At 41.1% G+C, this 20,196-nt stretch carries 15 protein-coding genes; 12 read left to right on the top strand and 3 right to left on the bottom strand.

Going from position 1 to position 20,196, the window contains the following annotated elements:
• Window positions 1-52: 52 nt before the first annotated feature.
• The 12 genes from HY960_02960 to HY960_03015 all read left to right on the top strand — a co-directional run bounded on the left by HY960_02960 (window position 53) and on the right by HY960_03015 (window position 15,599).
• On the top strand, window positions 53-211 hold the full coding sequence (locus HY960_02960; protein MBI5214692.1) for a hypothetical protein: 159 nt from the start codon (window positions 53-55) through the stop codon (window positions 209-211).
• Window positions 212-351: 140 nt separating this feature from the next.
• Window positions 352-1,242, top strand: coding sequence for a hypothetical protein (locus HY960_02965; protein MBI5214693.1), 891 nt, complete (start codon window positions 352-354; stop codon window positions 1,240-1,242).
• A 116-nt stretch (window positions 1,243-1,358) separates the two neighbouring features.
• The gene (locus tag HY960_02970) at window positions 1,359-2,984 is read left to right on the top strand and encodes a cytochrome C (GenBank protein MBI5214694.1); all 1,626 of its coding nucleotides are present in this window, start codon (window positions 1,359-1,361) and stop codon (window positions 2,982-2,984) included.
• Window positions 2,981-5,827 carry a hypothetical protein gene (locus HY960_02975; GenBank protein MBI5214695.1) on the top strand — a complete coding sequence of 949 codons (2,847 nt, stop codon included), beginning with the start codon at window positions 2,981-2,983 and terminating at the stop codon, window positions 5,825-5,827. Before HY960_02970 ends, HY960_02975 begins: the two co-directional genes overlap by 4 nt.
• A gap of 50 nt (window positions 5,828-5,877) precedes the next feature.
• Window positions 5,878-7,488: a hypothetical protein gene (locus tag HY960_02980; protein MBI5214696.1), complete on the top strand. Its 1,611-nt coding sequence runs from the start codon at window positions 5,878-5,880 to the stop codon at window positions 7,486-7,488.
• Window positions 7,488-8,810, top strand: a complete 1,323-nt coding sequence (locus tag HY960_02985) for an NAD(P)-binding domain-containing protein (protein ID MBI5214697.1) — start codon at window positions 7,488-7,490, stop codon at window positions 8,808-8,810. Before HY960_02980 ends, HY960_02985 begins: the two co-directional genes overlap by 1 nt.
• Before the next feature lie 585 nt (window positions 8,811-9,395).
• The gene (locus HY960_02990; protein MBI5214698.1) at window positions 9,396-9,677 is read left to right on the top strand and encodes a hypothetical protein; all 282 of its coding nucleotides are present in this window, start codon (window positions 9,396-9,398) and stop codon (window positions 9,675-9,677) included.
• A gap of 485 nt (window positions 9,678-10,162) precedes the next feature.
• A complete protein-coding gene (locus HY960_02995) occupies window positions 10,163-10,624 on the top strand; it encodes a hypothetical protein (GenBank protein ID MBI5214699.1) in 462 nt (153 codons plus the stop codon).
• Window positions 10,624-11,946: a hypothetical protein gene (locus HY960_03000; protein MBI5214700.1), complete on the top strand. Its 1,323-nt coding sequence runs from the start codon at window positions 10,624-10,626 to the stop codon at window positions 11,944-11,946. Before HY960_02995 ends, HY960_03000 begins: the two co-directional genes overlap by 1 nt.
• Window positions 11,947-12,087: 141 nt before the next feature.
• Window positions 12,088-12,810: a hypothetical protein gene (locus HY960_03005; GenBank protein ID MBI5214701.1), complete on the top strand. Its 723-nt coding sequence runs from the start codon at window positions 12,088-12,090 to the stop codon at window positions 12,808-12,810.
• Window positions 12,811-13,208: 398 nt separating this feature from the next.
• Window positions 13,209-13,994 (top strand): hypothetical protein, encoded by a 786-nt coding sequence (locus HY960_03010; protein ID MBI5214702.1) that lies wholly within the window; start codon window positions 13,209-13,211, stop codon window positions 13,992-13,994.
• Between the two features lie 117 nt (window positions 13,995-14,111).
• Window positions 14,112-15,599 (top strand): hypothetical protein, encoded by a 1,488-nt coding sequence (locus tag HY960_03015; protein ID MBI5214703.1) that lies wholly within the window; start codon window positions 14,112-14,114, stop codon window positions 15,597-15,599.
• A gap of 62 nt (window positions 15,600-15,661) precedes the next feature.
• Here the strand turns inward: HY960_03015 and HY960_03020 are convergent, their stop codons facing one another.
• The 3 genes from HY960_03020 to HY960_03030 form a co-directional block, all read right to left on the bottom strand.
• Complete coding sequence (locus HY960_03020; protein MBI5214704.1) at window positions 15,662-17,173, bottom strand: sodium:solute symporter family protein; 1,512 nt, start codon at window positions 17,171-17,173, stop codon at window positions 15,662-15,664.
• A gap of 54 nt (window positions 17,174-17,227) precedes the next feature.
• On the bottom strand, window positions 17,228-17,845 hold the full coding sequence (locus tag HY960_03025) for a thiamine diphosphokinase (GenBank protein MBI5214705.1): 618 nt from the start codon (window positions 17,843-17,845) through the stop codon (window positions 17,228-17,230).
• A 63-nt stretch (window positions 17,846-17,908) separates the two neighbouring features.
• On the bottom strand, window positions 17,909-20,188 hold the full coding sequence (locus HY960_03030; protein MBI5214706.1) for a TonB-dependent receptor: 2,280 nt from the start codon (window positions 20,186-20,188) through the stop codon (window positions 17,909-17,911).
• Window positions 20,189-20,196: the final 8 nt, after the last annotated feature.

Raw genomic sequence — 20,196 nt, forward strand, 5'->3', positions numbered from 1 at the left:
TACATCGGGAAGTTTTTCACTTCCGTATGCCCTTTTAGGTTTCGGAGTTCCCTTGTTTCGCGCGCTTGATAATCCAACTGTCGTTGATACAATGTATATTTCCCGTACCATCGAACTTGTGCTTCATAAAACAGGATACAGTACGAAAGTTCAATCAATAACAATTGACACTTCTACAAATATGTTTCGAACTTTTGTTCTTGAGCATTAAATTTTTGAAACAAGTACCTTTCCAAAAACGAATCTGACTCACACCACATTTACTATGTAAAGCCTTTTTCTTCAAAGTAGAACTTCTTATATTCACCCATCAACTTCGGGGAAGATTGATGCAATGTGCATCAATCAGTAATGTTCAAATTACCGTGCAAGACATTGAAAGAATCTCATTCACTTTTTTTGATTTTCCTGTTGTTGATTGCCGTGTTGGCTGTTATTTCTCTCAGTCTTCGTGGCTGGGAATATTATTTGACGCCACTTGAAGCGCGTCCGTTTCATTCCGAGTACTCTACGCTCAAACCTTCCGGTTCGTACAGTCATGGTCTTGGTATCATCGGGACATTGATGGTCATCGTCGGTGTCTCGACCTATTCAACCCGTAAGCGAATTCGTTCGCTGTGGAATGTAGGCAAGTTAAGCCGGTGGTTGGAATTTCATATTTTCCTCTGTTTACTCGGTCCCATCCTCGTTCTCTATCATACAACATTCAAAGCGGGCGGCATTGCGGCAATCAGTTTGTGGACAATGCTTTCTGTTGCCACAAGCGGAATAATCGGGCGATTTCTTTACACGCTTGTTCCGAGAAATCTCAATGGCAACGAATTGACGTTGGAAGAAATCAATGCGCAATTAAATGAACTCGGTTCTTCACTTGAATCAAGCACAATCGGGAAACAGATTGTTCAGATGATTGACGATGCGTTTGCAAACATCAGCAAACCGAAAAGCTTGGGTGAAACATTTTCCACGTTTATGCACTTGCAAACAATCAAATCGCATGTAAAACATAACATTCACAAGTTGATTGTTGAAAGCAACCTTTCACACGACATTGCAAAGCAAATGACTGCATCTTCCAACGCTCGTGCCTCACTCTTTCAAAAGTCATTGGTGCTTTCACAAGTCGAGCGAATCTTTTTCTATTGGCATGCGATTCATCTTCCGTTCACGATTATTATGTTCATCACGCTTGCCGCGCATGTTGTGGTTGTTGTGATGCTTGGCTACAGGTGGATATTGTGAGATTACAGACAATAAAGAACAGGAGTCATTCCGAACGAAGTGAGGAATCTCGTGTCTCAATTTTACATCAAACCACACGTGAGAGATTCTTCACCCCGCTGAAGCGGGGATTCAGAATGACACTAAACTATATGTTGTCGTATATCCTCTTTTGTTTTGCCTTGCCATTACCATCATTCGCTCAATTCTCCCCTGGCGAACTTTCACGAGCTCATCAAAAATTGGAAGGAACAGATAATTGCACGCAGTGTCACGAAGTCGGACAAACAATTAGCGGTGCGAAGTGTTTGGCGTGTCATACGGAAATTAAAAAACAGTTTGATAACAAACGGGGATTTCATTTTTCAGAATCAGGCAAGCAATGCGTTGATTGCCATAAAGACCATCTTGGTCGCGATGCAAAGACGATGATGTTTGATGAACAATCATTTGTTCATACAAAAAGTGGATTTGCTTTGAGTGGAAAACATAGCAACGTCAAATGCGAACAATGCCATGCGACAAAATATATCAAAGATGAAGATGTGAAAAAGAGATTGGCTGAGTTTCCCCACAAAACTTTTTTGGGTTTGAATCAGTCATGCAGTTCTTGTCATGAAGATACTCACAAAGGAAGATTCAAGGATGAATGTTCATCCTGTCATACTCCTGCCAGATGGAAACCTGCATCAAAGTTTAATCATGCAACTCTTGCGTTCAAGTTGGAAGGCGAACATGCAAAAGTGGAATGTTCGAAATGTCACTCTTCCCTTTCTTCAAAAAAGAATTTGGTTGATTTCATGACAAAGATTTTTTTTGATTGCACTCCCTGCCATGCAACTCCGCACGGTGAAAAGTTTTCAGGAAAAGAGTGTAAATCGTGCCACAGCACGCAGGGCTGGCGAGCGACGATGAAAAAAACTTTTGACCATAAGTTGACAGCGTTTAACCTTGTGGGACTTCATGCAACAGTCAAATGCGAGAAGTGTCATCAACCGAACAAAAAGAAAGCAAAGTCGCTCCGGCTTGCGCATGAGCGTTGCACCGATTGTCATTCGGATAAACACAACGGTGAGTTTCTTGCACGATATAAGAACGACTGCAAAGTCTGTCACGATGAAAACGGATTCAAGCCATCAACGTTCACTTTAGCACAACATAACGAGAGCACGTTCAAACTTTCCGGCGCACACACGGCAACTATGTGTTCTTCCTGTCATGTGAAAAAAGAAACAATGCAACTTCGTTTTCATTTTGAAAATCAACGATGCGAATCGTGCCACAACGACCCGCACAGGGGCGAGTTCAAGAATGTTATGCTTAATGATGGTTGTGCGAAATGTCATTCGACAGAGCAGTGGAAGTCAGTTTCATTTGACCACTCAACAACGAAGTTTCGTTTAGAAGGAAAACATGCACGTGTATTATGTTCTGATTGCCACAAACAACTTGGCAAAGAAAATCAAACAAAGGAATTTGGGAAACTGAAAACAGAATGTGAATCGTGTCATCAAGACATTCATCAAAAACAATTTTTTTCCGGCGAAGGAACGAATTGCGGTTCTTGCCACAAGCCTGATAGCTGGAAGATGCGCGTCTTTAACCATGAAACACAAAGTTCATTTTCATTGAAAGGTGCACACATGAAAACTGAGTGTCGTTCATGTCATCGAGTTGAAGAATCGGGCGGAGTAAAGTTTGTTCGATTTAAACCTTTGGCTTCTCAGTGCGAATCATGTCACCAGAAAAGTAATGAGCGATGAATCTGAATTCTTACCTACTCTCCACTATCCGTCATGCTGAATTCATTTCAGCATCTATCAACGCTCGTTTATGGATCCCGAAACAAGTTCGGGATGACATAATACTATTTTTATTGATATTTTTACCAGCGTCTGCCTCTTCACAACAATCACCACATGGAAAGATTGCATTGAAATGCGAAACGTGTCACTCGACTGAGTCATGGAAGATGCGGACAGATGCTTCGTTTAATCACAACTCAACCGGATTTGCACTTGAAGGGAAACACAAATTTACTTCGTGCCAATCGTGTCATCAGAAATTTGAGTTTACCAAAGTAACAAGCGAATGCGCGTCTTGTCATACAGATGTTCACAAATCGGAATTGGGAACAAATTGTCTTCGTTGCCACTCGAATGATTTGTGGCTTATTCCCGATATGAAAGAGAAACATCAGCAAACTCGATTTCCGCTTATCGGCAGTCATGCTTTTGTAACGTGCGAAGCGTGTCACGAACGGACTTCTGCAAATCGTTTTTCCGGCACACCGCTTGAGTGTATTGCGTGCCATCAAAAAGAATATCAGGCAACGACAACTCCAAGTCACGAGCAAGTAAAATTTCCGGTGGATTGCAATCGTTGTCATCAGGTAACATCAACATGGTCGAGTGGATTTAACCACAATCGTACAACATTTCCGTTGACGGGCGCACATCAAACAGCAATTTGTTCACAGTGTCATGTAGATAATAAATTCCTCAACCTCCCTTCTGATTGTTACAGTTGTCATGCTCAACATTTTGCCGATGCACAATCACCGAATCATGTAGCGGCTGAATTGAATCACGATTGCAAATTGTGTCACACCACAAGCGTTTGGAAACCTTCTACTTTTGAACACAGCGCAACAGCGTTTCCACTTACAGGAAAACATTTCACCACTGAATGTCAAGAGTGCCACAAGAATGGAGATTACAATCTGACATATTCTAACTGCGTGGAGTGTCATCAAACAGATTTTCAACAGGCTTCAAATCCGAATCACCAGGCGAATGGTTTCAATCAGCATTGTCAATCATGTCACACAACAACTAATTGGCAAACAACAACGTTCGACCATACAACAACAACATTTGCTTTGACTGGCGCACATCAAGTTGTTCTTTGTTCATCGTGCCACACGAACAATAATTTTCAATTGACATATACGAATTGTTATCAATGCCATCAGGCGGATTTTCAGCAAGTAACAACGCCAAATCACGTGGCCGGAAATTTTAATCAAACATGTCAGCCATGCCATTCAACCACGGCATGGAAACCGGCAACGTTCAATCATGACGGAACAAGTTTTCCGCTGACTGGACGACATGCGTACTCTCAGTGTCAATCATGCCATGAGAATGGGAATTATAATTTGACTTATTCAAATTGCGTACAGTGTCATCAGACAGATTTTCAGCAGGCGACAAACCCGAATCATCAAACAAGCAGTTTCAATGAGAATTGCGTTTCTTGTCACTCGACGGATGGATGGAGTCCGGCTTCGTTTGACCACACTTCAACTGCATTCGCTTTGACAGGAAGCCATGTTTCAACTCTTTGCTCATCATGTCATATAAACAACAATTACCAACTGACGTATTCGAACTGTTACCAATGTCATCAGACAGATTATCAACAAGTAACAGAACCGAATCATGTGAATGGAGTTTTTATTTACACATGCGAGCCGTGTCATTCTACTTCTGTGTGGACTCCTTCGTTGTTTAGTCACAGCAATACAAATTTTGCCCTTTCAGGTCAGCACATTACGACCCTTTGTCAGTCATGTCATCAAAGTGGAAATTATAACATCACGTACACGGATTGTTATCAGTGTCATCAAACAGATTATACTCAGGCAACAAATCCTGACCATCAATCAAATAATTTTAACCATGATTGTACGTCGTGTCATTCTACAGCAGGTTGGTCGCCTGCGTCGTTCGACCATGCTAACACTGATTTCCCGTTGACAGGACAACATATCTCAACTGATTGTCAGTCGTGCCACGTGAATGGTAACTACAATCTCACTTACACTGATTGCTACCAATGCCACCAGACAGAGTTTGATGGAACAACGAATCCGAATCATGTCGCGGGAAATTATCATCATGATTGTACAGAATGTCATACAACATCAGGTTGGAGTCCCGCTTCGTTTGACCATACACCAACGGCATTTCCTCTTTCCGGAAGTCATGTTGCAACGCTGTGCGTCTCATGTCATACGAATGACAATTATCAGTTGACGTATTCAAACTGCTACGTTTGCCATCAAACAGATTATCAAACACCGACGAATCCGAATCATTCAACAAATGCGTTTGATTATGTATGCCAGCCTTGTCATACAACAACTGCGTGGTCACCATCAGTGTTTAATCATAGCACAACTGCGTTGCCACTAACAGGGGCGCATACAAGCACAACATGCATCTCGTGTCATACAAATGGAAATTATCAATTGACATACAACGATTGCTATCCTTGTCATCAAACAGATTATCAGCAACCGACAAATCCGAATCACGTGCAGGCAAACTTTGAACACGATTGTTCGCCCTGTCATACAACCTCAGTGTGGACTCCCTCGACGCTGAATCATGATACGAGATATTTTAAGATTAAGTCAGGTAAACATCGCGGCAAATGGACGCTATGTACTGAGTGCCATACAACACCGACAAACTACGGAACATTCTCCTGCATTGATTGCCACGAACACAATCGAACCGATACCGATAGAGACCATCGTGAAGTTAGTGGTTACTCGTATGTTAGTTCAGAATGTTACCGATGCCACAGGAATGATTAAGGATTTCGGATTGACGATTTTTTCATTGACGATTGAATCATTGCCCTAACATGAAATTATTTAGTATTGTATTTATTTGCCTGATGCTACTCGCTTCCGTTGGGGTTTCACAAACAACGCAAGTTCGAGGAACGATTACCTACATCGTCAAGGATGCAGTCTATACTTCACTTGGTCGTAATGCCGGCGTGCAAGATTCAAGTCTTCTGTTTGTGGTATCAAAAAATGATACGGTTGCGACTCTCATGGTTTTTGCCACAAGTTCTAAATCTTCGGTTTGTAATATTCAATCAACCAAAAGGAAATTGGTTATTGGCGATTCGCTTGTTGCTGATGTTGAACTTCCTAAACAAAAGGAAGAGCAACAACCACCAATCTCAAAACGGGAAATTGTTAAACAAGATACTACAGTTGAGATTGCAGAAGTTGAAAAACTAAAACTACCCACATCTCAAAACTCACATCTCATATCGCTTCAAGGACGCATTTCACTCCAATACTCTTCTTCCGTCCAATCAAATGCGAACCTGATTTTCACTCAACCCGGAATTGTTCTCAATCTTCGAGGCGCGTTCAATAACTCACCCTTCAAGTTTGATGTGTATGCAAACTTCCGTTCGAGAGTTATGGGAACGCAAAGTCCGTTTTCATCAAACAGCACAAGCCAAACCCGGCTCTATCGGTTTTCGGTTGATTATGATGATAGTGTTTATCGTTTTTCCGTAGGAAGAATTATTCCACAACACGCGCCCTCGGTTGGATACATTGATGGCGTTTTGATTTCGAGAAAGTTCAATAATTTTATTGTCGGATTGACAGGTGGATTTGAACCAAGTTATTCTCAACGAGGAATCTCGACTGAATTCAAAAAGATTTCTCTGTTCGGAAATTTTCAATCGGATGGTGTGTTGCGTTCCAATATCAATGTTTCTTATGCACGAACGTACTTTCATTCACAACTTGACCGCGAAGTTGTGAGCGCTATGTTGTTTAGTTCCATCACAAACAACATTTCCCTCACTGCACAATCGGAGATTGACATGAGAACAAAATCAGGAAACAACTTTGAACTCGCTCCACGTTTGACAAATCTTTTTTCAAACATCAATTATCGTTTCTCTCCCCTCTTCACTTTCGGGCTCGGATATAATTCCTACCGCTCGATGTATTCCTATTCATCGGTTCAGTTGATTCCTGATTCCATGTTCGATAGAACTTCACGCAACAATCTTAACGTGAATCTTAACTTCTATTTCCCTTCGGGTATTTCTTTCTACAATACATATTCACCCCGTTCATCAACGGAAGGTTTCGGGAGTGAGTTCTCAAACTCTTCATCACTATCAGTTTCAAATATATTCAATCAGGGAATATCGGCACGAACTTTATTCACTATCAATTCAACTCTTTTAAGCAGAACGCTCGGCATTGGCGGTTCCTTGCAAAAAACATTCAGCAATGTATTTGATGTCAGCGCACGCGTTCAAACATATTCTCACAACATCAAGCAACTCGATGAAACCCGACGCACACAATCGTTCGGGATTGATTGCATGACGCTCTTTCTTGAACGGCTGACTGTTTGGGGAAGCATTGAGTGGCTGAGCGGCTCAAACACGAACGGCTATAATCTTTTTGCCGATGTGAGTTGGAGATTCTGATGGAATCCCTCATCACGCTCCTCATCTTCTTAGTTCTCCTTCTACTCGTCGGTGTTCCGTATTGGAGAAGAACGATACTGCATCGTAAGCAGGCAGAAGAGGCACGGGAGAAAAATGTAAAAGTCGGATTGCACGAACCCGTCACGCTTCATCCACGCATTGATGTCATGACTTGTATTGGTTGCGGAAGTTGCGTCCGTGCTTGTCCCGAAGATGTGCTTGGAATTGTTGATGGCAGAGCGGCGGTTGTTCACGGAGCGCGTTGTATCGGTCATTCGCTTTGTGCAGATGCTTGTCCCGTGAATGGAATTACCATGACGTTCGGTACGCCGAAGCAAGGAATGGAAATACCATTCTACGATGAAAACTTTATGACCAACATTGCAGGCTTATACATCGTCGGCGAACTTGGAGGCGTAGGGTTAATCCGCAACGCGTTTGAACAAGCCAAAAAAGCAATCGAACATATTGCAACCTCCAACACTCCATCACTCCAAAACTCCAACACAACGTTTGATGTTGCAATCATCGGTGCTGGTCCCGCCGGAATCTCTGCCGCTCTTTCCGCAAAAGAAAAAGAACTCACTCACATCGTATTAGAACAAGACGATTTCGGCGGCTCCGTCCTTCATTATCCGAGACAGAAACTCGTTCTTACTTCTCCGGTTGAATTACCGCTCTATGGCAAGTTGAAATATTCTGAAATCTCCAAGGAGGATTTGCTTGTGCTGTTCAATTCTCTTATTAAGAATCATGAGTTGAACATTCAACCAAAACAAAAAGTAGAAGCAATCACAAAAGAAGAAACATTCTTTACCGTCAGAACATCAACACAAACAATCACTGCAAGAAATGTTGTGCTTGCGCTCGGACGAAGAGGCAGTCCCCGCAAACTTGGTGTGCCGGGAGAACAACTTCCGAAAGTCTATTACAAATTGATTGAAGCCGAGTCATACAACAACAAACATTTGTTGGTAGTCGGCGGAGGCGATAGCGCAGTTGAAGCGGCGATTGGTTTGGCGCGGCAAAAGGGAAATACCGTTACACTCAGTTACCGGCGAGAATCATTTGTTCGATTGAAAGAAAAGAACGAGCAACGAATTCAGGAGATGATTCATGCCGGGAAGATACATGCGCTCTTCAACTCTGAAGTCATGGAGATTACTTCTGAATCAGCAATCATCAAAGAACAAAGCAATCTCATTCATAACATCAAGAACGATGTTGTCTTCATCTTTGCCGGAGGAGAATTGCCCGCCGAGTTCTTAAAAAAGATTGGCGTTCAATTACGAACCAAAGAATCAACTATCCTCGCGGCGTGAAATCATTTATTGGTGAATGTCAATTGTCATTTGTCATTTGTTATTTGTCATTCGTCATTTGCTATGAAGAACTTTAGTGGAATTCAATCCTAAGAAAATTCACTAATGACTAATGACCAATGACCAATGACAAATGACTATAACAAACGACAATTTACAGCCTCATTTTTTTAAGATTTTTCTTAAATATTTCTTGGATTTTTAAAAATCCTTTTGTAAGTTTGCAAAGTCGTTAAGACGAAACGAAGAACGTGAATCGTTCTGAGGATGGGGATAGTCCTAAAGTTCCATCGTACTTCCCGCACCAGCCTTCCTTAGAAGTTCCGTGTTGTTTCTGACTGTTGTTATAAGCGTTCATCATTCGACGTTCTCAATTCGATATTCATTATTCAAATGAATGTCGAATAATGAATGTTGAATAATGAACTTTGAAGTTGTCAATCAACTATCGCATTGGCATCTGATTTCAACAGGTAAGTTTGCACAAAGCAATCATTTGCTTTGTATGTAGATTTTGAAGAAATCGCGGTCTTTTACCCGCTACGATTTCAAGGTTTAGTAATAATATCAATATGTTACTGCTCTTTGATAAAGTATATCTGTAAATACTTACACTATTTTCTTGTTCGATGCGAACATCCTTGCATTTTCTTTTTGCATCCGGGCATCCGCACGTTGCATACGAGCATTTTCCTTGCGCATCCAAGCGACCGCATTGCGCGACCAAGCATCCGCATTGCGCAGGGAAGCCCACGCACGTTGCAACCACGCTCCCGCACTGCGCATCTTAGCATGTGTGATGGCGCATCTAAGCAAAAGGAAACCGCAACCTTGCCTCCGCTACGAGCAGGGAAGCAAATGCAATGAACAAACAGGCATAAGTTTCCCGCAGGTTTGTGTATGAGGTGTTTGAAAACGGATATACACAAAACAGAATGAGAAAGGAATTATGCTCCGAAGAGTATATACCATCTTGTGACTGTCCGAAATGGTCTTCATCATTCGATATTCATTATTCGACATTTGATATTTGAGTGAATAACGAATATCAAATGACGAATTCTGAACTCCGAAACTCCTTTTGGACAACCACAGTGGCAGAGACGCTCTCTACGAGTCGTTGACCGGCGTCTTTATGGAACATGATTCAAAATAAATTTAATAATATAACGGACGCAAGAGCGTCAATAACGAACATGGGGCTGTCTCAAAAGTTAGATTTTATTGTAGGCGCAAACTTCATGGTTGCGTTTCTAAATCAAAAACGCAGACATAAAGTCTGCGGCTACATCATAATCAGACTTATGAGACAGCCCCACGAGCTAAAAACATCAAGATATATTAGAAACATTATGAGTCAAATAACAAGTGATAACGGTCCTAAGCAGGAACGTGAGAAAAAAGAAGTACGGACTTCATTAACCGAACCTTCTTATAAAAAAAACAATCTTTTCTACATTATTTTTGGATTTATTTTAATTCTGGTAATCGCTGTCTTAACGTTAATGTATTATACAAATTATACAAAAAGCGAACGAGTACTCTTTTTTGGATTGGTGTTATCGGTTATTATTATGTACTGTTTGAAGATCATGCAAGATGCTAAACATACATCATCTAAGGGCAACGATAAACCACAACAAGACTTCGAAAGAACAATTCAAACGATAGAAAGGATTTCAGATGTTAAGATTAAAGATTTGGTAATAGCACAAATTATCTTGAATGAATCCGGCTTACAACTTACATCCGAATTGTTAAATTCGATTGAAAACAAAGATAAGGACAACAAACCTAACGGAGGAAAACCATAATGGAGACTATTATCAATTTTACATGGAATTTTTTCATATTTTTATTTTCAGTTCTTCTCTTTAGTTTTCTCGTCATTATTCTGTATGCCATACTGTATTTCTTCACGCGAAGATACTCTACCATACATCATCCACATCAGGATATTTTCGGAGTACACGGTTTACCACCGGAAGCGCAAGAGAACTTAAAAAAAATAGGATTGGATTTCTTCTTTGCAGGTAGATCGGAAGAACGAAAATGGTATTGGAAATTATTTGATGAACCGGATGAGAATAATCGAATACGATTTTTAGGACTATTACCTTTCGACCATAAAGTCATTCTCGGAGACCACGAGAAAGTTTCACGATTAGTATTCCGAAGATTACTGCTACGGTATAAACAACTCGGCATATTAACCAAATTAACAGAGGAGCAACTCAGTGGAAGGATCGAGAAGAAGAATGAAAATTTGGAAATAACCGAAACAAAGCACTTTCGAGATTCTAATAACAGTGATAGATTTGATTATAAGCAATCAGTAGAAAAAAAAATATACGAACCCCCATTTGGAAGTTCGGGACTAATAAGTTATAAACACGCTATCACCGATTTATTTGTTGAAAAAGCAATAACATACCTTGAAATTCAAGCGGCGAAATACAAAAAGTGGGGGCATTTTGCTTACACTCTTGGACTGATAACGATAGTTTTCGCTACCGTTTTTTCCGGTGCGTTGTATTTACACAGATCCCATACTTCATTAAATGATGTTATCGAGCGATTGAATATTTGGGATGAAAGTAATAGAAAGATTACTGATCAAAGCCAAATTACAATAATCAATAAGAATGGTACGGCTAATCAAGATACAATTCAACAAATTGTTATGAGAGTTTATGATTCAAAAACCGGTTTGATGTATGCAAAAATTGATTCCTTAGAAAGGAATATCATTCATTATGGCAGCGAAACAGGTGAATGGTATTCTGTTGCAGAAAAATTTATCCTTGGATTTACGTTCTATGGTTTTTTAGTTCTCGCAGCGGTTGGGCTTTGGAGATTTGGTCGAGCTATGTTAGACCAGGCTGAACGGCTGTTAGAACGGCGACATGCCTTACGCCAAGGAAGATTATTTGTTCACCTTCATAACGGTGAACTAACAATTGACGATATGGAAAAAGCTTTTAATTGGAATGTCTCACAACCTAATGCTTTCAGTCATATGTCAACTGATGCAAAAGCACCGTGGGGTGTTGTCCTCAGTGAAGCGATAAAGGCAGGTGCAGAAGTTGCAAAAACTACTAAGGCTGCAAAAGAAAAAGAATCTAAAAAGGAATAATTAAAATAATCCAAGGGCGTCATGGACCACTCCATGACGCAACATCAGTGTCACGGTATGGACCGTGACACCCCGGAAAAGAAAACAAATTTTTCAAAACTATAATCAACTAACTATTCATAACAATCAAGGATTAAACTTATGGCAGACAAAAACTTTCCTACAATGTTTCAGACCATCAGGGATTTGCGGGATGCAACGACTTCAATGTCTGGATTTTCACCAAGACAAAATGCAATCAAAGCCGCCAGCTTAGATGAAAAAATCAACACGCTCCACGGCTATGATACAACCATCAACGAGAAGGAGAATGTCCTCCGGGGATTTCAGACAGAGCGGAACATTCTCGTTGACGGAAAGGAGGAAGAGGATGGCAAGGATGGACTCGTCCGGCTCACCCGGCAAATCATCAAATATGTTGATGGCTTGGGAGATGAGTACGATTCCGATGTTGACACATTGAAAAAAATCCTCGCGAAGATGGCGCCAAGTTCCACCCGTCGCAAACCTGTGGATGACAAAGATAAAACCCGTAGCACCTCCGAGCAGAGTTTTGAATCAATGGTAAAACATGCGGAGAAAGTCTATGACACAATCAAAACCATCCCCGATTACGCTCCTGCGGATGAAAAAATTACTCTTGCTAAATTCAAAACCGATGTTGACCGTCTCAGTGAATTGAACTCGCTTATCCACAACATGGAGAACAAAGAATTGAAACCGCTCCGGAAGAAACGCTTAACCGAATACACATCCCAAACAAGTGGCGTTGCCAAAATTTTACAGGAGACGAAAAAGTACGTCGCCGGCAATTATGGTCTTCGCTCGGATGAGTATAGTCAGATTAAACATTTGAAGGCGTGACCATTGGAGTGTTGGAGTGTTGGAGTGATGGAGTGTTGGAGTGATGGAGTGTTGGAGGAATGGAGAAATGGAGTTTTTCAGAATGAATATTCCTTACTCCATCAATCCACGACTCCAACGCTCCATCAATGCAATCTTTCAACCAAGTGCATCACGAACTATTCCCTACGGGTCAAAGACCATTACGCAACTGTGCCGCTGTGTGAATATTGATACCCAAGACAAAAATATAGAAATAACACAACCACCAAATCAATAACTATTTTGTCCTGAAAGTAGGAATACGGTTTTTGTTCGATTAACAGATGTATGCGGCAGTTAATATGGGCGTAAAAGATATGTTCCGTGATACGCCGTTTAAAAATTTACCAAGAACATAAGTTTTTTTGAAGGTCAGTATGAAAACCATTGTACCATATCTCACTACAATTGTATTCCTGTTGTTCATCTCATGTTCAGAGGATGAACAACCATCGGGTCCTCCGCCCCCGCCGCCACCGAAGAAAATTTCGGTACGTGGTTACGGTGCGCTACTTGAAAGTTCGTATTACAAAATATGGTCAGATAGTAGCTGGGAAAAATTCAACCGGCTGATTACAGTCAACCGTGTTTTATATGCTACAACCATTGACAATCACCAGAACGAATTTTATTACAGCGAGTTTGGTTATGCCGGCGTAAAACCAAAAGGTCAACCACTCTTACTGTTTGATAGTATTCCTGCGCCATTACCGGAAACACTCATTGCGATGGAAACATATAGGCGTCGTACAACCTATACGTATGGAGGAAACAACTATACAGTAGTTACAGACCAAATATTACTTGATACTGCAACTGTGACAGTGAGTTTTGGTACTTTTTCTTCGTGCCTTTGGTTTAAAACAATAAACAGAGTAGCCGTAAACGGCTATCTACAAGAAACGGATTCAAGGACATGGTTGGCAAAAGGTCCTTCAAGCATTCAGTATGAATCGCATGTAGAAGAGCGGTTTAAAATGGTAAGAGGAAGAGTTAACGGGCAGGGCTGGGGAATGCCGTATCCAAAATCGCAACCGGATTCTCCGATGCTCAGTCCATCCAATCTCTCTGCTATTGTTCTGAAACCGTTACTTACGGGAAATGTTTTTGAAAAGAATTTTGTGCGGTTGAGAACATCATTTACTGAGACACCCAAAAAATAATAACTCTCTGAAAGAGGAACTAATGAAAAGTTCAACATTGTTTACAAACACAGTTAGCAAAATAACGCTGATTTCAAATTAACTAAACATCTTCAATCACCATTACAGGAGAACGCCATGAGATTCAAATTATGTTGCATCATTATCTTCATCACAATGTTCATCAATGTTCTTTCCGCGCAATATGTCGTTTCGTATCCATATCTGCTTGAAGAAACTTATTCATCCGAATTTTATATCGGGTCGAGATACTTCACCATTCCTCGTGGAGGAGATTCTTATACATCTATCAGAATAAGAAGTATGTCGGATGGCTTTTCAGGATTGATACGAGATTCTTATTCCGATTATTTTCTTAATTCTGCCAATGCACTCTCCGACAAAAAAGAATTGTTCGGAGACCTTGGTTCAGTATATAGTGGTGGAAAATTTCTCCTGGGCGGGTATTTCCCTACAGATAATTTTTCTGCCAGTGCGTTTGTAGGATTAGATAATTTACGCTCAACTACTTCCAATCAATATACATCGTATGGAACAAGCAGTTCATTTTCGACCGAAACTACCAATCAAAAATATTCGCCTCATCAATACAATATTTCTTTTAGTGTTGCGAAACCGGTCTCGGAGGATAAGCGAATTGGAATCCTCTATCAATACGTGAACATTGATAACATCAGTAGAACCGATAGAATAAGTACCAGCACTTCCAGTTCTTATCGAAGTAATTCTGCTCGATATTCAGACTATTCTACGAATGGAAATATTCACAAAGTTGAATTCGGATTAACTTCTGCAAGTGAAAACCACGAACTTGATGTTCGTTTACGCGGTTTACTCTCTTCATATGATTTAACTAACTCGTATGATAATACAACCTATTCATTTTCCGGTACTTCTTCATCAAAATACTTTCAACGCCAGCATATCCCCAGTACTGTTGATGCGGAAGGTGTATTTATTCTTGTTGGATGCGGTAGTAGTTCTTCTGAGAATAATTACACAAAATATGTATCTGAAATCGGATACACATCGTATGAGCTTTCAGGGACACGACTTAATTATGATTCGAGTGGTTCACAATCAAAACAAACCGGTGTTCATTCAACCAAGGGAAAAATCTGGGATTTGAAATTTGGTGCAGGCTTTGAACATCATCTTTCAGAATGGTTCACACTTTTCTTCGGACCATCAATCGCTTATTTAAGTAATACTTTTGATAATATTGATTACAGAAAAAGATATTCTAAAAGTGGTTCAACCACTGATTCATCAACCCAATCGCAATCGTCAAATAAAAAATTAGTAAGTTATGCACTCAGGTTCCCAATTGGAGTTGAATATACATTGAACGAGTACGTATATTTTCGTGGTGGATTAGAACCGATGTACCTGAAGGGAAAACGTTACAACAGTTCGTATTCTAATACATCGTATTACTACACGTCGCAACGCAGCGATTACGAAAGAGAAGAGGACGGTCTTTCACTATCAGCAAATTCCGGAGTGACATTTCAACACCAAGACTACGGCGAACTCAATATCATGTTAGGAAACATACTGACTGATATGAAATACTGGTCGTTCTCTATGAGGTATTGGTTGTAAGAAGAGTATCCTCTGAAAGCACAAACAACGGTGTCGGGAGGAAACTTCCGACACCTATATTTTCATTTGGTTCTTTCTAATTTTCCCATCACCCACATCAACAATGAGACACTGAGTCCGGGATACATCGGCTCAACTCCGAATGGATAAACACCATCTTTTCCGAGCATCAACCAGCACAGAGAAGTCAGCCACCCGAACAACATTGAAAGAAAAGCAAAGCGGGCTGATATTTTCAGTCGCTCAAAATAACCGGACACCAACGGCACAAGCAAACCCGGAATCACCACTGTTCCGAGAGTGTACCAAATTTTCACTACGCTCGGAACCAGCAATGCAAGAATTACAGAAGCGAGAAATGAAATAATCAAACCAAACCGAATCAGCGTTATCGAAGATGATTTCGGATTTCGGATTTCGGATTTCGGATTTTCAGAATTCTCATTTTGCTCGTCACTTGAATCCTGAATGCTGTATCCTGAATCCTGAATCTTAAATCCCAAAACACGAAACCCAAAACTCAAACCTCTAAACAAAAAACCATTCACTGATAATCCCTCAATTATATCTCTCCCCAACGTCTGCGCCGAAACTAACGCCAGTGTGTTCAGTGTTGACATGATTGTCGCCAACATTCCGACATAAAATAATCCCTTCGCAATCGGGGGAAGCACCGCTTCGGCAAGCATCGGATACGCTTTCATCGGTTCTTCAAGATTCGGAAGCGCGGCTCGTGCGTACAATCCTGCAGTTGCTGTGAGAAAATCAAACACAAGCCAAAACAAAATCGAAACAAGAATTCCCTTTTGTGCAGTCGCTCCGTCTTTCGCCGCGTAACAACGTTGATGAAACGCAGGGTCAACGAGCGTCCACAACGCGATAAAGAACCAGACAAGAATATATTGCCACGAATTTCCCCCATGCATCGTTAAATGCAACGGTGGTAACTTTGATTGAAGAAATTCCAGCCCGCCAAAGGAAGAGACACAAAACGGAATGATAATCGCGAAGCCAAGAAACATGAACACAAACTCGACTTTGTCTGTATCCACATCAGAACGAAATCCCCCAAAAAATAAATATGAAACGGAGACAACTGCCGTAATAAGTACACTGACCAACATACTCCATCCGAAGAGCATTTGGAGAAAAATACTCAGCATCAAAATGTACGGCGCGGGCGTCATCAGAATGAACGTGAGAACGGAGCCGAGGAGCGCCGTCTTCTTATCATACGATTGCTCCAACTTATCGGGAATGGAAACAAGATTTGTTTCACGGATTTTTTTTGCAAGGACAAAAGCAAATATCGCCGCAAAAATATAATATGGGACTCCCTGTGTTACCCAGTTTGAAATTCCGTAACGATAAGAAAACTCACCGACGCCAAGTATCCCGCCGTACCATGTCGAAACGAGCGTCATCACAAAGACCGGAAGCGTAAGCGAACGTCCGGCGAGAAGGAAATCCTCATCACTCGTTTGCTTTTTTCTTGCTGAACGAAATCCTACAAAAAGTATGATTCCGAAATACGCAAAGATAATCAGGTAATCAGGAAAACCGAGATGAATCAATTTCGAAAGTACAATGTAGTTGAGTAGTTGAGATTATGAGTATCAAGCATCGAATCAATGAAAACGATAAAGCAAGAGAATCCCCTTTTTCACTGAAACTGAAATAGACGACGAAAGCGCCTCGTTACTTATTCCCTCCTGCACTCCAATTTCCACGACGGAATTATTCAGTTCATACTTGAGATTATTCGTTGTAACACCGACACATCTTCCGAAAGGAATAAGCGAAAGTTTCTCCCCCTTTTTTGTTTTGATGGTTTCAGATTTTTTTATTCTTGTGAGAACACCAACCGAATCAACAAATCGTAATCCAATGTTCTTCCCGAATTTTTTGAAGCATCCAAGACTCCCCGTCGTATGGTCTAACCTATCTCCGAACGCACCAATAATATCAGCCGAGGTGATTCCTTGCTCAATGCAGTATTGAATCGCTTTCTCTAAATCCGTGCTGTGTTCATTATTGATATGCAATTGTGGTACATCCTTGAAATACCTCTTCGTCGAAGCAGTCACCGAATCAAAATCACCGAGAATAATTGTGGGCTGAATATGTAACGCTCTTGCATGATTCGCTCCTCCATCCGCGCAGATTACAACATCTGCCAATTGTTCTAACGAACGAACAATCCGCATCGATGGCAAAGAACCATTTGCTATAATTAATGCTTTCATTTTTTGATTTACAAAAATCTAGAACCTCAAAACAGGAAACCGGAAACAGAAAACAGGAAACTCTCAGAGATTAACTGTTACTCCAACAAGATAACTTCTCTCCGCCGCCGGGAAAAATTTATCTCCCTCGCCGCTCATCAAATATAATTTGTTCAGTAAGTTCCGAACTTCACCACGCAAATTGAATTCCATTCCCAATACTTCAGGCATTTGATATAAGAACTCAAAATTGATGACGGTGTACTCATCATTTTTGTTCATGCCGTTTTCAAAATTATCTGTAAAGAACGAACCGACATATTTTGCAACAAGTGAAGATGTAACTCCTTCATAATTATATGTTGCCCGGAGATTACACAACACATCAGGAAATCCGGCAATTGAATTACCATCGAGCGAAAACGGAACTGTCAAATCATTTCCGCTTGCATCTTTGAATGTAGAAAACCGAACGAGGTTATTCTGTGAAATTGTCAAATTTCCGCTCAACGAAACCTCATCATTCATCTTCGCGACACCGTCAAACTCCAGCCCGATGTGGCGCGTACGTTCTGCATTCCCTGTTACCGGCTGACCAAACATATCCACCTGACCATTCTTTACTAACTCATCGGTAAATTCCATCCAGAAAAGATTAGCCGTCACCTGCGCATCTGCTGTTTGATATGCAACTCCCACTTCAACATCGAACAATCGTTCCGGCTTCACGAGCGGTTTATCAAAATTGTATTTCATCGTTCCGCCTGTTGTATCCGATTCAAACTGCGGTCCCTGCCACGACCACCATTGGTCTTCCGCTGCGTACAAATTTTTCAATCTCGGTTCGCGGGAAGTGTAAGCAAGTGAAATATATCCGTTCCACTCAGGATGAAAATTATAGTTGATGCCGATTCGTGGATTCACAAAACTATACGGCATACTGAAACTGTTGTTCAGAAATTTTTCATTGGCAATCCCATAGCGATTGTAAACAAACTGCAAGTCTCCCATCAATGTTAGATTACTATCGAGGCGATATAATTCGTGTGCATACAACGAAACAATATCTTTCTCTCCGTTGTACTCATAGAAATGATAATCCGGGTCGTAACCGAAAGGGAGGTTTTCTGCATACTGAACTTTTCCCCAATGCACAGAGCGATGAATACGCAATTCAGTTCCGAGGGTTAAGGTTCCGTTTTCGTGCTCAATCTCCAAACGCGGCAACCAACCGAATTGTTGATTTTCAACATACGCACGAACAAGTGTGTTTGAAGGATTCTCCGTTGCCGGTATTCCCCAATCCGAACCGATACGTAACGCCGAAGTATCAGCCCATGATGCATCATAATCAAACGAACCTTCGCCTGTGTAGAAGAACAAAGTATTGTAAAGAGTGTATGTGGGAGATAATCGCCATTCATTCATCAATTCATAGTGCGGTTGGAAAAAATTCTCCACCTCTTGCGGGCGGCGGCGAGGTATGGAAGATAAATCTTTTGTTACGGTATCTGCCTTATATAAATCCGACATGAGATTGACACGTCGAAGTTGTAAATCTTCATTCACAAATTTGGGCAATCCATAATAGGCAAGTCCGTCAGAAAGCGGTCCTCCAAAGAAGTGAAATCGCGTAGTCATATCTTTGTCGAATCGTACAGCGCCGAGAAAGTACGAATTCAAATCCACCCACGAGTGTTCGCGGTATCCTTCGCTTCGTATCTTTCCTAACTTTGCAAAGAGTGCATATTGGTTTTCAATCATTCCTGAGTTGACCGAGACTTCATATTTTCTTGTATTAAGTTTTGTTTCACTCCCGCCAAACTCCTGAAAGCCGAACAGTGATTCGAGTTTAATTCCCTTCTTCTCATTAAACGGAGTCGTTACAAGATTAATCGAACCGCCAATTGCCGGAGGTCCGTAAAATGCGCTTCCCGCGCCACGCTGAATTTGTATATCGCTAGTGCTTGCAAGTAAATCAGGAAAGTCAATCCAATAGACATTGTGGTCTTCCGGGTCGTTTTGCGGTATGCCATTTATCATCACCGACAAACGTCGCTGGTCGAAACCGCGCAAGTTAATGTAATTGTAACCAATGCCGCTTCCGTTCTCCGAGTAAAATGTCATCGAAGGCATCTCGGAAAGCAGAACGGGAATATCCTGTACAGTGTATCTCTCTTTCAATTGTTCCTGCTTCAAGTTGGAAAACGTCACCGGTGTTTCCCGTTCCTTCGCCTGAATCGGGTTCACAATCACGGGAGATAAATAATACATCGTGTCACGTTCTGCTATTGCCAACTCTTGTCCAACCAGTGATGACAAAACAATCGAACAGTACATCAAACAATACAATATTTTCTTCATAAAATTTC

This window comes from Ignavibacteriota bacterium (assembly GCA_016212665.1).
Lineage (GTDB): Bacteria > Bacteroidota > Ignavibacteria > UBA10030 > SZUA-254 > FW602-bin19.

What these genes read in the sequence shown, in the direction of transcription:
- HY960_02985 (MBI5214697.1), top strand. Translation starts at nt 7,488, where the DNA reads ATGGAATCCCTCATCACGCTCCTCATCTTCTTAGTTCTCCTTCTACTC.
- HY960_02970 (MBI5214694.1), top strand. Translation starts at nt 1,359, where the DNA reads ATGACACTAAACTATATGTTGTCGTATATCCTCTTTTGTTTTGCCTTG.
- HY960_03025 (MBI5214705.1), bottom strand. Translation starts at nt 17,845, where the DNA reads ATGAAAGCATTAATTATAGCAAATGGTTCTTTGCCATCGATGCGGATT.
- HY960_02980 (MBI5214696.1), top strand. Translation starts at nt 5,878, where the DNA reads ATGAAATTATTTAGTATTGTATTTATTTGCCTGATGCTACTCGCTTCC.
- HY960_02995 (MBI5214699.1), top strand. Translation starts at nt 10,163, where the DNA reads ATGAGTCAAATAACAAGTGATAACGGTCCTAAGCAGGAACGTGAGAAA.
- HY960_03015 (MBI5214703.1), top strand. Translation starts at nt 14,112, where the DNA reads ATGAGATTCAAATTATGTTGCATCATTATCTTCATCACAATGTTCATC.
- HY960_03000 (MBI5214700.1), top strand. Translation starts at nt 10,624, where the DNA reads ATGGAGACTATTATCAATTTTACATGGAATTTTTTCATATTTTTATTT.
- HY960_02975 (MBI5214695.1), top strand. Translation starts at nt 2,981, where the DNA reads ATGAATCTGAATTCTTACCTACTCTCCACTATCCGTCATGCTGAATTC.
- HY960_03030 (MBI5214706.1), bottom strand. Translation starts at nt 20,188, where the DNA reads ATGAAGAAAATATTGTATTGTTTGATGTACTGTTCGATTGTTTTGTCA.
- HY960_03010 (MBI5214702.1), top strand. Translation starts at nt 13,209, where the DNA reads ATGAAAACCATTGTACCATATCTCACTACAATTGTATTCCTGTTGTTC.
- HY960_03005 (MBI5214701.1), top strand. Translation starts at nt 12,088, where the DNA reads ATGGCAGACAAAAACTTTCCTACAATGTTTCAGACCATCAGGGATTTG.
- HY960_02965 (MBI5214693.1), top strand. Translation starts at nt 352, where the DNA reads ATGTTCAAATTACCGTGCAAGACATTGAAAGAATCTCATTCACTTTTT.